The organism is Deltaproteobacteria bacterium, assembly GCA_003696105.1.
Taxonomy (GTDB): Bacteria; Myxococcota_A; Polyangia; order Haliangiales; family J016; genus J016.
Genome location: RFGE01000352.1, coordinates 1 through 13,178, shown reverse-complemented (window position 1 = coordinate 13,178; position 13,178 = coordinate 1). Strand labels below are relative to the sequence as shown.

General features: G+C 72.3%; 10 protein-coding genes. 2 read left to right on the top strand and 8 right to left on the bottom strand.

What is annotated here, in order from left to right; all coding sequences use genetic code 11:
* The 6 genes from panB to parC all read right to left on the bottom strand — a co-directional run.
* On the bottom strand, positions 1-812 hold an 812-nt coding region (panB, locus tag D6689_21865; GenBank protein ID RMH36790.1), incomplete at its 3' end, for a 3-methyl-2-oxobutanoate hydroxymethyltransferase.
* A gap of 86 nt (positions 813-898) precedes the next feature.
* Positions 899-1,546, bottom strand: coding sequence for a deoxynucleoside kinase (locus D6689_21860; protein RMH36789.1), 648 nt, complete (start codon positions 1,544-1,546; stop codon positions 899-901).
* A 121-nt stretch (positions 1,547-1,667) separates the two neighbouring features.
* Complete coding sequence (locus D6689_21855; protein ID RMH36788.1) at positions 1,668-2,981, bottom strand: hypothetical protein; 1,314 nt, start codon at positions 2,979-2,981, stop codon at positions 1,668-1,670.
* On the bottom strand, positions 2,978-4,111 hold the full coding sequence (locus D6689_21850; protein RMH36787.1) for a tetratricopeptide repeat protein: 1,134 nt from the start codon (positions 4,109-4,111) through the stop codon (positions 2,978-2,980). Before D6689_21850 ends, D6689_21855 begins: the two co-directional genes overlap by 4 nt.
* Positions 4,112-4,975: 864 nt before the next feature.
* Positions 4,976-6,904, bottom strand: a complete 1,929-nt coding sequence (locus D6689_21845) for a type IIA DNA topoisomerase subunit B (GenBank protein RMH36786.1) — start codon at positions 6,902-6,904, stop codon at positions 4,976-4,978.
* Positions 6,904-9,294 (bottom strand): DNA topoisomerase IV subunit A, encoded by a 2,391-nt coding sequence (gene parC / locus D6689_21840; GenBank protein RMH36791.1) that lies wholly within the window; start codon positions 9,292-9,294, stop codon positions 6,904-6,906. The genes D6689_21845 and parC overlap by 1 nt, the downstream gene beginning before the upstream one ends.
* Positions 9,295-9,457: 163 nt before the next feature.
* On the opposite strand from parC, the gene D6689_21835 reads away from it, so the two are divergent.
* Both D6689_21835 and D6689_21830 read left to right on the top strand, forming a co-directional pair.
* Positions 9,458-10,885 (top strand): M23 family metallopeptidase, encoded by a 1,428-nt coding sequence (locus D6689_21835; GenBank protein RMH36785.1) that lies wholly within the window; start codon positions 9,458-9,460, stop codon positions 10,883-10,885.
* 23 nt (positions 10,886-10,908) lie between these two features.
* Complete coding sequence (locus tag D6689_21830; GenBank protein ID RMH36784.1) at positions 10,909-11,325, top strand: hypothetical protein; 417 nt, start codon at positions 10,909-10,911, stop codon at positions 11,323-11,325.
* 102 nt (positions 11,326-11,427) lie between these two features.
* Here the strand turns inward: D6689_21830 and D6689_21825 are convergent, their stop codons facing one another.
* Together D6689_21825 and D6689_21820 are read right to left on the bottom strand one after the other, a co-directional pair.
* Complete coding sequence (locus D6689_21825; protein RMH36783.1) at positions 11,428-12,915, bottom strand: hypothetical protein; 1,488 nt, start codon at positions 12,913-12,915, stop codon at positions 11,428-11,430.
* A 10-nt stretch (positions 12,916-12,925) separates the two neighbouring features.
* Positions 12,926-13,178: hypothetical protein (locus D6689_21820; protein ID RMH36782.1), on the bottom strand; the 253-nt coding region annotated here is incomplete at its 5' end.

Below are 13,178 nucleotides of genomic sequence, written 5' to 3'. Positions count from 1 at the left end.
TGCGGATCGAGCGTGAACGACTCGTGGTCGTTGGGGAACGCGCCCTGGCGGACGTCCTCGCAGAAGGCGGCGACCGCGGTGCGGATGCGCAGGGCGAAGTGCTCGTAGCGGCGGACGAACTTCGGCTTGAACGAGTCGTCCATGCCGAGCAGGTCGTAGATGACGAGCACCTGGCCGTCGCAGTCCGGGCCGGCGCCGATGCCGATGGTCGGGATCGACAGCTCGGCGGTGATTCGCGCCGCGACCTCGCGCGGAATGCCCTCGAGTACGACCGCGTAGGCGCCCGCGTCTTCGAGTGCGTGCGCGTCTGCGACGAGCTGGTCGGCCTGGCCCGCGCCGCGGCCCTGGACCTTGAAGCCGCCGAGCTGGTGGTACGACTGCGGCGTGAGCCCGATGTGACCCATCACCGGGATGCCGATGTGCACGAGGCGCGACACCAGCTCCGCGTGTTGTGCGCCGCCCTCGAGCTTGACCGCGTGCGCGCCGCCTTCCTTGATCATGCGGCCGGCGTTGCGCAGCGCTTCGGGGATGCTCGTCTGGTACGACAGAAACGGCATGTCGCCGACGATGTGCGCGCGCCGCGCGCCGCGGGCGACCGCCCGCGTGTGGTAGATCGACTCCTCGAGCGTCACCGGCAGGGTCGTCGGCTGGCCCTGGATGACCATGCCGAGCGAGTCGCCGACCAGCAGGATGTCGACGCCGCTTTCGTCGAGCAGCCGCGCGAAGGTCGCGTCGTAGGCGGTGAGCATCGCGATCTTCTCGCCGCGCTGCTTTTTCTGTCGCAAGGTGTGGATGGTCACGGGTTTGGCCATTCCGCCCTCTTTCGTCGGTGTCGGGTTGCGGGTGGCGGTCGGCGCGCGCGTCCCGGTCCGCGAGGGATCCGGGCGGGGCGTGGCCGCTAGCGGCCGCGGATCGGCCGATAGTGCTGAACGCCGGTGCGCGCCTTCCGAATGACTTCGATGAACGCCTCCAACTGGTTCGGTTGCTCGACGACGTCGAACTCCGATGTGTTTATCACCAGCAGCGGAGTCTGGTCATAAGAAAAGAAAAACTCGTCCATCGCGTGCGCTAACTGGTCCATAACATTCAGCTTGATCACGCGGTCAGCCGCGGCGACGGACCGGCGGATGCGCGCGCGCAGCACCTCGCGGTCGGCGGTGAGATAGACGACGAGGTCCGGCCGCGGCAGGCGCGGCGACAGTAGCGCGTGGATCTTGCGGTACAAGGCGAACTCGCCCGGCGCGAGCGACACCTCGGCGAACAGCGCGTCGCGCGCGAACACGTAGTCGGCGACCACGCCCGTCGGGCCGAACAGGTCGGGTTGCGCGATCTCGAGCTGCTGGCGGTAGCGCGCGAGCAGGCAGTAGACCTGCGCCTGGAACGCATACCGGCGCGGGTCGCGGGCGTAGTCGTCCAGAAACGGGTTGGCCGGCGCGGGGTCCGCCACGAGGGTTGCATCGGTGGCGGCGGCGAGCGCGCGGGCGAGGGCGGACACGCCCGCGCCGGGCGGGCCGTCCACGGCGACGTAGCGGCGCGAGCGCGTCATTCGATCAGTATGCCGGCGCGGTCTGACGGCGCGCGGACGGGCGGCATACCGGCCGCGCGCCGCTGCGCCGCGCCGACTCCGCGGGCGGCGGCGCGCGCGACGGACCGGCGAGGCGCACCCGCTACGGCGCCGTGACGTGGAGCTCGGCGGTGACGTGCGCCGACGCGGCGCCGGTCACGGGCGGCAGCGCGATGGCGGCGGCCTGTCGCTCGAGACACGCCCGCACCGCAGCGGCGTCCGCGGGGGTGTCGGCGGGAGACGACAGGCGCTGGCTGACGCGCACGCCGGCTCGCGGCCGTGCGATCGGGCTGGGCGCGCGGCGGCGGCGCGCCCGGGACGGCGTGACGACCTTCGTGATCGCGACGCTGTAGACGGCACCCGGCGTGCGCCGCGCGCAGTCCTGCAGGCGGGAGGCGCGTCGCGCGATGGCGCGGATGGCGGCGTCGCTGTCGATCACGGCCGCGCCTCGGATGCGTACGTCGTCGGCTCCGAGCGGCTGCGACGTCAGCGCGGCGATGTGCGCGCGCGCCCGCGCCGACCACCCGCCGCCCGCGACCTCGAGCAGGTAGCGGCGAAAATAGGCGATGGCGAACGCGCGGCGGCCCGCGAGTGCGGACTCGGCGAGGCCGCGGAAGTACCACTCGTCGGCGGGCACCGGAAACAAAGTGGCCGACATCGCCAGCGAGCTGAGCGTCCGGTCCGCGCGCAGCGCGTCGTCGAGCAGCGCGCGCGCGCGGTCGGGCCGGTCGTCGCGATCGTATGCGACGGCCGCGGCCAGCTTGGCGAACGCCGCCATCCGGGTGCCACGCGGGTTGACCGCGCCGTCGGTGAGCGCCAGCTCGAATGCGGCGATGGCATCGTCGATGCGCCCGAGCGCCATCCACTCCATCCCGAGGTGGACGTGGGCGTACGAGCCGTCGGCGTCGCCGCTGGCGAGGATGCGGCGGTCGTGCTCGGCGGCGCGCTCGAATTCGCCGGCGCGGGCGAGGCAGGCGGCGAGGCCGCGCTCGAGTTCCCACGCGCGGCTGCCGCGGCGCCGCGGGACGAACCCGGGCGCGCGGCGCAACACGCGCGCCCGCTCGTCGGCGCACGCCCGCCAGTCCCCGAGTCGCTCGTGCAGCTCCGCCAACAGCCAGTGGGCGTCCGGCGCGTCCGGGTCGAGCGCAATCGCCTCGCCGAGCAGTCGCTCGGCATCGGCGAGCCGATCGGGCGAGCCGGGCAACGCTTCGAGCGCGACGCGCGCGGCTTCGACCTTGTCGGCGTAGGCGCGGGCGTGCGGCCGCAGCGCGCGTTGCCAGAACGCGCTGGCGCGCTCGGCGTCGTCGTCGTAGTCGCGGGGCACCTCGTCGGGCAGCGGGGGCCGCGGCTGCGCGGTCGCGGGCCGGGCGACGGTGGCCGTGACGGCGATGGCGGCGGCGGCGAGCGCGCGGGTCATCTCGCCCGCCGTCGCGCGCGACCGCGCTTGGCGGTGAGCGCGTCGATGTGGCGCTGGGCCTGGTCGCGGTAGCGGCCGGGGCTCGTCGCGACGAACTCGCGGAAATGGGTCAATGCCTTGTCCCGATCGCCGAGCGCTTCGTAGCCGAGCCCGTAGTAGTAGTGGACGTCGCCTCGCGGGATGAAGAACACGGAGTCCTTGCCGAGCGCGGCCAGCGGTGCCGCGTCGCGCGCGGCGCCGTCGCGCATCACCTCGAGCGCCGACTCCCATTGGCCGTCGCGGTCGAGCGCGACCGCGAGACCGTAGTAGTAGAGGGGATCGTCGGCGAGGTCGAGGCCGAGCCGGTAGTAATCGATCGCCTCGTCGAGCCGGCCGAGGGCCATCAGCAGCTCGGCGGCGTTCGTGACGTTTTGCGCGGTGAACAGGGTGAGCGGCTCGGGGGCGGCTTCGGCCCAGTCGAGCAAGAACTCGTAGTCGGCGAGGGCGCGCCGATAGTTGTCGTCGCCGCCGAGCTTGGTGAGCGCGATCGACCGCTCGAACTGGTAGGGAAAGTCGACGAGCGCCGGCGGCCCGGCGAGCGAGTGCGGGTGAGACCAGCCGCGCAGCGCGTTGTAGCGGCGCGGGTCGTCCGGTGCGATCTGCTCGAACCGATCCCAGTGGGCGATCGCCTTGCGCGCGGCGGCGTCGCGGCGCGCCGGCATCGGCACGTCGTTGTCGTAGTAGTCGCAGACGAACGAGTAGTACGCGTCGGCGAGGGCGAAGTGCAGGTCGGGGTCGTCGGGCGCGAGCGCGAGCGCGCGCTCGAGGACGTCGATCGCTTGCTCGCCGACCTGGTGCATCTGGGCGCGGTAGCGCCGCGCCGAGCGCAGATCGCGGTCGCGGCGCGCCTGAGCGCCCATGTACTCGAACTGGTGGGCGAAGTCCGCGAGTTGGCGCCCGCGTTCGACGAGGACGTCCAGTTCGCTCGGCTCGCCGGAGGTCGCGCCGGCCGGCTCCCACAGGCCGGAGGCGGCGGCGGGCGCAACGGTGGCGGCCGCGATCGCGACGGCTGCGGTTGCGGCCGCGACCCGGCGCGGCGCGGTTCGCCGCGCGGCGGGCGGCGCGGCGGCGGCGGACTCCTCGACCTTCACATCGATCGATTGTGACGGATCGGCGAGGCGGAGGCCAACCGCCGCAAACCGGCGAGCGGCCGCAGGGCTGGCGCGCGTCGACCCGCTGCTCGCCCGGCGGAGGGCACCGGATCGGGGCCGCGGCCTCGGGGACGGCGGCGGGCGGCGCATCGCCCGGGCCCGCGCGCGCCGAGGCGACGGCTCATACCAAAACGGTCCCCATCGCCCGGGGGCGCGGGGACCGTGGTCGAAAAAAGGACCGACCGCGGCGGTGGCCGCCGGGAGTTTTTCCACCGCCACGGTCGGTTGAATCGAGCGTTCCACGGGGCCGGTCGCGCGGGAGGACCGTCGGGAGGACGGGGAGACTCGGGGGAGGGCGCCGGCTCGCGGCGCCCGTGGAACGGGGTGTCTGTCGTCGTGCGCCCACGAGAAAAGCAAACGACTTGCCAACGCGGACGCGACGTAAGTTGTCGAATGGCAACCCGCCGAAGGGCGCCGCGTGGGGGCGGAGTCCCCGCATGGTCGCCGGGACGGTGAGCGCGGTCCCATGCGGCGGCACCGCGGCGGCGCGCGGCGAGCGCGCGGCGACCGCGGTCCCACGCGGAGGCGCTGGACCGGCCGGCGCCGGCGGCGCGCGGCGAGCGCGGTCCCACGCGGAGGCGGCGCGAGCGCCGGCGCCGGCGGCGCGCGGCGAGCGCGGTTCGACGCGGCGGCGCGCGGCGAGCGCGGTTCCACGCGGCGGCGCGGCGCGACCGCGACCCGCCGGTGCGCGCGAGCGGGGTGCGACGATCGCTGCGAGGCGTCCCCGTCCGGCGCGCCCGGTGCGAGGAGCAAGGTGCGCGCGGTGGCGTCGCCGCGCGCCCGCCGGGCGGGCGGCGACGGCCCCTACAGGTCCAACTCGTCGACGTCCGGCGCGCCCTCGGTGATGAGCCGGTAGCGCGCGGCGGCGTCTTTTCCGAGCAGGTCGGCGATGACCGCGTCGGTCATGACGCGTTCTCCGTCGGGAACGCGCACGCGCAGCGCCGTGCGCGTCGCCGGGTTGAGCGTCGTTTCCCACAGCACGTTCGGGCTCATCTCGCCGAGCCCCTTGAACCGGGTGATCGACGGCCGAGCGTTTGCGGGCGCGTCGCGCAAGATGCGCTCCTTGTCGAGGTCGTCGAGCGCCCAGTACGTCTGCTTGCCGATGTCGATGCGGTACAGCGGCGGCTGCGCGAGGTACACGTGGCCGCGCTCGATCAGCTCGGGCATGTGCCGATAGAAGAACGCGAGCAGCAGCGTCGCAATGTGATGCCCGTCGGCGTCAGCGTCCATCAGCAGGAAGATGCGGTCGTAGCGCAGCTTGGAGATGTCGAACTTCGGGCCGAAGTCGGTACCCAGCGCGCTGATGATGTTCTGCAGCTCCTTGTTGGCCAGCAGCTTGGCGGTCGTCGCCTGTTCGGCGTTGAGCACCTTGCCGCGAAGCGGAAGGATGGCCTGGGTGCGGCGGTCGCGGCCCTGCTTGGCCGAGCCGCCGGCCGAGTCGCCCTCGACGAGGAACAGCTCGCTCTCGGACGGATCGGTGGAGGCACAGTCGGCGAGCTTGCCCGGCAGGTTCAGCCGGTGCGACACGGCGGTCTTGCGTTTGACCTGCGCCGCCGCGGCCCGAGACGCCTCGCGCGCGCGTGCCGACATGATGACGCGCGCGGCGATGGCGTCGGCGATCGAGCCGTTCGCGTTGAGCCAGTTGACGACCGCGGGCCGCACGATCGCTTCGACGGCCGGCTGCACTTCCGGGTTGTTGAGGCGGTCTTTGGTCTGACCTTGAAATTGCGGCTCGCCGACGTAGACGGACAGGATCGCGACGAGTCCTTCTCGGACGTCGTCCGCGGTGATCGTGAGTCCTTTGGGCGCGAGCTTGTGGGTCGTCATGTACTCGCGCACCGCCTTGACGACGGCGGTCTTGAGGCCGTTTTCGTGGGTGCCGCCGGCGGGGGTCGGCACGCCGTTGACATACGATCGGATGTGCTCGTCGGTGGCCTCCGTCCACTGCAGCGCGACCTCGATCGGGTGGTCGCCGCCCACCTCGAGGTACAAGCATTTGCTGCCGGGCGGGACCGCGCGCTTGCCGCGTTCGGCGATGACTTTTGCGAGGTACTCGGCGATGCCGTCGTCGTGGTGGAACTCGGCGCGCTCGGCCGGCCGGCGCGTCTCGTCGCGCCACACGATCCGCACGCCGCGGTGCAGGTAGCTCTTGGCCTCGAGCCGGTCGCGCACGACCCTGGGATCGAACGCGAGCTTGTCCCCGAAGAGGTCCGGGTCCGGCCGGAACGTAATCGTCGTGCCGGTGCCCTTGGCGCCCGCGCTCGCGGTGAGCTTCGTCTTGGGAACGCCGCGGCTGAACCGCTGGGTGTAGGTCTTGCCTCCGCGCTTGACCGCAGCGACCAACTCTTCGGACAGGGCGTTGACGACGGACGCGCCGACGCCGTGCAGGCCGCCCGAGTGGACGTAGTTTTTGCCGTCGAACTTGCCGCCCGCGTGGAGCGTACACAGGATCACTTCGAGCGCCGGCTTCTTGTATTTCGGAATCGGGTCGACCGGAATGCCGCGACCGTTGTCGCTCACCGTCACGGTCTTGCCGTCGGCGTGCAGCGTCACCTCGATGCGCGTCGCGTGCTTGTTGATGACCTCGTCGATCGCGTTGTCGACGATCTCCCACAGCAGATGGTGGTAGCCGGCCTTGCCCGTTCCGCCGATGTACATCGCCGGCCGTTTGCGGACCGGCTCGAGGCCTTCGAGGACGGTGATGTCTTTCGCCGTGTAGCCGGTCGCGGCCATCACTGAACTCCCTTGGGCGCATCGACGGTGGCGAGGCGCGGAATGGTCGGCGGCACGTACGTCGGTTCGAGACGCGATCGCTTGACGATCTGCTGTCCCTTGCCGCCGCGCGACGACAGGCGGCGCTTGTCCGGCGCGATCTCGAACTTCTTTTTGCCCGGCACGGTCTGCACGCGCAGCGGGTTGTCCCGGCCGGACGATGCGACGAACGCAATCAACTCGTCGTCGGGCGCGACCTTGATGACGCGCACGCCCTTGCCCGGGTTCTCGAGCTGGTTGATCTCCGCGGCGGGACACAGCAGCACGTGGCCCTTCGCTGTCGCGGCAATGACGGTGTCGCCCTCGCTCACTGGCGTGACGCCGACGATCTCGTCGCCCTGGGCCGGCCGCGCGTAGCGGCGCCCCGCGCGCGTGGTCGCCTCGCGCAGCGGATCGATCGAAAACCGCATGCCGTAGCCCTGCTTCGAGATGGCGAGCAGCGTGTCGGGCACCATCGCGCGCGGGTCGAGGGTGAGCGCCGCGACGATGCGCTCGCCGTCCCGGAACTTGAACAGCTTCTGCGCGGGGTCGCCGTAGCCGGTCGTCGCGGGAATGTCATTGATCTTGGTGACGTAGGCCGACCCGAAGTTCGAGAAGAACACGACGTGCTCGCGTGTCGAGCCGGGGAGCACCGCGACGACCACGTCGCCCTCGCGCGTGCGGAGCTTGGACAGATCCTTGATTTCGCGCAGTCGCTTGAGCCAACCGTCGCGCGTGAGCACGACGTGCGTGTCCTCGTCGACGATGAACGCGGTCTCGTCCACCTCCGGGAGGTCTTCGGCGGACGCGCCCACGCGGGTGATGCGCTTGGTCCCGTAGGTATCGGCGACTTCGACGAGTTCGTCCTTGACGACCTTCCACAGCCGCCGCTCGCTGCGCAAGATCGCCTCGATGCGGGCGGCCTCGGCCGTCTTTTCGCGCAGCTCGGCGCGGATCGCGTCGATCTCGAGTTTGGCCAGCTTGTACAGCTTCAACTCGAGAATCGCGTCTGTCTGGTCGGCGTCGAGGTCGAAGCGCTGCATCAGCTTGGCGGCCGCGTCTTTTTTGCCGTCGCTGCGGCGGATGATGCGGATTGCCTCGTCGAGGGCGTCGAAGATGACGACGAACCCCTCGAGAATGTGGATGCGCTTGCGGAGCGCCTCGAGTTCGTGCTCGAACCGCCGCTTGATCGTGGCGAATCGGAAGTCGAGGAAGTGCTCGAGCAGCGCCTTGATGCCGAGGCGCTCGGGGCGGCCGACCTCGGGGTTTTCCGTCGGCACCAGGCACGTGAAGTTCACGTTGAAGTTGAGCTGGAGCGGCGTGTTCTTGAACAGGTACGCCATGACCATGTCGGGGTCGGCTCCCTTTTTCAGCTCGAGGACGATGCGGACGTCGGTTGTCGACTCGTCGCGCACGTCGTTGAGCTGCGGCACCTTGCGCTTGATGATGGTCTCGGCGATGCGCTCGACGACGGTCGATTTGTTGACGCCGTACGGGATCGACGTGATGACGATGTCCACGCCGCCGCCGCGCCGCTTCTCGGTCGTGTACGTCGCGCGCACCCTGATCGCGCCCTGACCGGCCTCGTAGATCTGGCGCAGTTCGACCTTGGAAGTGAGGATTTCCCCGCCGGTCGGGAAGTCCGGCCCCTGGATGTACTTGAGCAGGTTGGTCGTCGTGAGGTCGCGGTTGTCGGCGAGCGCGACGAGCGCCTTGGTGACCTCGCGCAAGTTGTGCGGCGGAATGTTCGTCGCCATGCCGACGGCGATTCCGGTGGAACCGTTGACGAGCAGATTCGGCAGCCGCGCCGGCAGGACGACCGGCTCGGTGGTCGTGCCGTCGAAGTTGGGCCGGAACGGGACCGTGTTCTGGCGCAGCTCGCGCAATAGTTCCATGGCCGGCGGCGCGAGCCGGCACTCCGTGTAGCGGTAGGCGGCGGCTCCGTCGCCGTCGACGGATCCAAAGTTGCCGGAGCCGTCGACGAGCGGCATGCGCATGGCGAAGTCCTGCGCCATGCGGACCATCGCGTCGTAGACGGCGGTGTCGCCGTGCGGATGGTAGCGGCCGATGACGGCGCCGACCACCTTGGCGCTCTTTCGGTGCTTTGCGTCCGGCACCAGGTGCTCGTCCGCGAACATCGCGTACAGGATGCGGCGCTGGACGGGCTTGAGGCCGTCGCGCACGTCCGGCAGCGCGCGCGACGTGATCACGCTCAGGGCGTAGTTGAGGTAGCGGCGGCGAGTTTCCTCCATCAGGGAGGCGTCGAGATCGCCGCCGCCCCCGCCCCCGCCGGCGGCAGCGGGCGGCGGCGGCGCGGGCGGACGGTTGGCGCGCCGCGCGGGCGCGGGAGGCGTGCGCTTTTTCGTGGTCATGTCGCGGTCGGAAAACAGGTCCAGTTGCTCGCGTCGGCGGTCGGACACGCAGGTTCCTGATAGCAAACCACTCTGACGGCCGCCAGATCGCGGCGGGCGCGCCGCGGTTTTGCCCGGCCCGGTCCGGTCGTGTTACAGGTGAGGGACGACCGCGAGTGGACCGATGGGAACGCGCCGCACACCGACACGCAGCCGCCAACCGGGCCGGAAGCCGGCGCGACGCCGGGCACCGCGCCACCCGGTCGACGGGCCGCGACGCGGCACCCTGTACCTGGCGCTCGTGCTGGCCGTGCTGGTCGGCGTCAACCTGTATGTGTTCGTGTTCAGCGACCGGTCGATCCCGGAGGTGAAGAAGGCGTCCGTCGATGGGGTCGATCCGACCGCGCTGCTGGCCGCACCTGAACCGGAGGCTGCCGAGCCCGCCGCGGCCGAGCCGGCGGCGACGCCCGAGGGGCGCGTCGTCGACGGCGCGGTCAAACCGGGGGACTCGATGGGCGGAATCCTGCGGCGCGAGGGGCTCGCGCCACCGGAGGCGGACGCCGTCATTCGCGCGCTGCAGCCGGTGATGGATTTGCGGCGGATCCGCGCGGGGCAGACCTACCGGCTCCGCTTCGACTCGGCCGGCGTGCTGCAGTCGTTCGAGTTTCACGTGTCGCGGCTCGTGACGGTCGAGGCGCGCCGGCAGCCGGACGGGTCGATGTCGGCGCGCAAGCACGAGGCGCCGACCGAGACGCGCGTGATCGAAGTCGGCGGATCGATCGAAACCTCGCTGTATCACGCGATCAAGGCCGCGGGCGAGGACGTCGCTCTGGTCGCGTTCTTCGTCGACGTGTTCGCGTTCGACATCAACTTCTTCATCGACACGCGCCGGGGCGACACGTTTCGCATGATCGTCGAAAAGCGATATCTCGACGGCGAGTTCCTGGGGTACGGGCGCGTGCTCGCGGCGGAGTACTCCGGCGAGGTCGGCACCTATCGGGCCTTCTGGTGGAAGCGGCCGGATCGCGACGAGGGGCGCTATTACCGCGAGGACGGATCGAGCGTCGAAAAGACGTTTCTGAAGACGCCGCTCAAGTACGCGCGCGTGTCGAGTCGGTTCAATCCCCGCCGCATGCATCCGGTGTTGCACCGAGTTCGCGGCCACTGGGGCACCGACTACGCCGCGCCGACCGGCACGCCGGTGTGGGCCGCCGCGGGCGGGAAGATCGTGTTCCGCGGCCGCCGCGGTGGCGCGGGCAACTGCGTCATCTTGCGCCACGCCAACGGCTATGAAACGCTGTATATGCATCTGTCGCGATTCCAGCGCGGGCAGCGCGTCGGCCAGTACGTGCGGCAAAAGGACGTGATCGGCTACGTCGGGGCGACCGGCCTCGCGACGGGGCCGCACCTCCACTTCGGCGTCAAGCGCAACGGCCGCTACGTCGACCCGCAGAAGCTCAAGATGCAGCCTGGACCGCCGGTGCCGAAGCGATGGATGGATGCGTTCCGCGCCGACACGCGCGAGTTGGTCGCGCGGTTGGCCGAGATTCCGGTGGGCGCCGGGGATTCGGGCGCGGGCCGGGAAGCGGTGGCGGCACCCTTGCCGAACTGACCGGCGTCGCGCACACTGACTGCGTGATCGCGCGACTGCTGCTGGGACTGGTCAAGGGCGCCGCCATCGGTGGCGGTGTGGGCTATGGCGCGTACGCCGCCGGACTCGGCGGCGGCATGAACTGGGCGGTGTACGGGGCTGTCGGGGCGATTGTCGGGTTGCTGGTCGGCCGCCCGGTGTGGAGCCACCTGCTCGACAAGCGCAGCACCGCGGTCACGTCCATCATCAAGGCGGTGTTCGGCATCGGCGTGTGCGTCGGCCTCTACGCGCTGGCGACGCGGGTGTGGGGTGGGTTCGAGTTGGCGGTGGCGGGCGAGACGCGCAATGTCACCGACTGGCCGTTCATACTGGGCGCGGCCATCGGCGGGCTGTACGGCGCGTGGGTGGAAGCGGACGACGCGCCCCCGGCGGAGCGCGCGGCGCGGGGACGCGGCGGCTGAACCGCCTGCGGGCAGGCAGACCGTCGCCGCGGCGGGCGCCGGGGCGGACGACCGGCGCCGGCGCAACGTCCGGCGCGCCTCGTGTCCCCGCGCGGGGTCGGGTCAGTCGGCTCCAGGGGGGACAAAGAGGTCGTCCGCCGGCGCGTCGTCCCACGCGACCTCGACGGCGATGGCGAACACGTCGACGGTGCGGTCGTAGCGGCCGGAGCCGACGGCGAACGTGCCGCCGCCGACCGGGTTGTCGGCCACGCGGGCCGACGTGACGGCGCGGGAGGACGACATCGACCGCGCGAAGCCGACCGACAGGGACATGTCGCGCCAGTACGCCTCGGCGCCGGCGGACACGGTATGGCTGGCGAGGTCGGCGTAGGTCGGCGCGATGCGGTCGGGGACGGCCGCGCCGGTGCGGAAGCCGTAGCCGGCGCGGAGCCACAGGAAGTCGTCGACGAGCGCGACGTCGACCGCGGTACGCGCGGACCAGACCGTGCGCGCGGACAGCGCCGAGGATGCGCCGGTGAACGCGACGGGGGCGGTGGCCGCTTGATCCTGCACCTGGAGGTCGAACGACCAGGCCGGCGGGTCCGCCGACAGTGGACGCCGTACGCCCGCGTCGACTTCGATCGACGCGCGGTCCCCGATCCAGCGGAGGCCGGCCGTGCCGGTCGCGGTGGACGCCAGGTCGATGTGGGCAGCGCTGTCGCCGGCGATCACGCGCGGCTCCGGCGAGGGCTGCGGCGACCGCACGACGGCGCTGCCGTCGAGGCGTCCGGTCGCGGTGTAGCGGACGGCGACCGCGGCCTCGATCGGGACGGCGTCGGGCACGGCGACGGCGCCGGCGGCGACCGACCAGGTCCACGCCGCGGCTTCGGCCGACAGCGCGAGATCCCGCGCGGGCGTACCGGGCGGGAAGACGCCGGCGAAGCCGGCCCACACCGTCTTGCGTTCGCGCACGCGCGAGCGCGCGACCTCCGCGGCGGCGCCGACGGCGAGCCACGAGGTGGCGCGGATCGCGGCGCCGGCGAACAGGCCGCGGCGCTCGGCGGCGAGCGCCGTTCCCGCGTACCGATGCGGATAGCGGGTCGCGATCACGTCCGCGCCGCCGGCGGCGGCGTACAGTGCATCGACCGGTTCGTCGGTGGTCGCGTCGTAGTCGGCCGTTTCGACGTAGGCGATGGCGGCGACGAGGCCGTCTCCGACGCCGAAGGCCACGCCCGCGGATGGGGCGGCGCGCGGTGGCCCGCGCGTGTCGACGGCGGCGGCGTCGTCGGCGGCCGGCGCGTAGTGGATGTCGAGGTCGCGCAGCCCGAGGTCGACCGTCGCTCGGATGGCGGACCGGCGCGCGAGGCCGGCGGGATTGACGGCCAGCGCGGTCGGATCGTCGACCGCGACGACGACGGCCCCGGCGCGGGCGATCGCGCGAGCGCCGACCGCGTCGTCGGCGGGCTCGCCGGCGCGCGCGACCGGCGTCGCGACCGACGCGGCGGCGACGGCCACCGCGGCGACGCGCCGGCCCGGGCGTCGCGGCGCCGCCGCGCGCCGCGGGGCGGGCTCGCGTCGCGGGGCAGGCTCGGCGGTGGGCGCGCGGGGCACGGGCCGCGGATTATCGCGCACAATCCGGGCAGCCGCGCGCACGGGCGCGGGCGGACCCGGGCCGCGGCGCCGCACGGAGCGCAGCGATCGGCGCCGCGTCGCGCGGGTCGACGGCGGCCGGCGCCGCGGTGGCCGTCGCCGCCGCGCGCCACGCGCCGACGGCGGGCGGACCCGGGCCGCGGCGCCGCACGGAGCGCGGCGATCGGCGCCCCGTCGCGCGGGTCGACGTCGGGCGGCGCGCCGCGGCGCCGCGGGCCACGCGC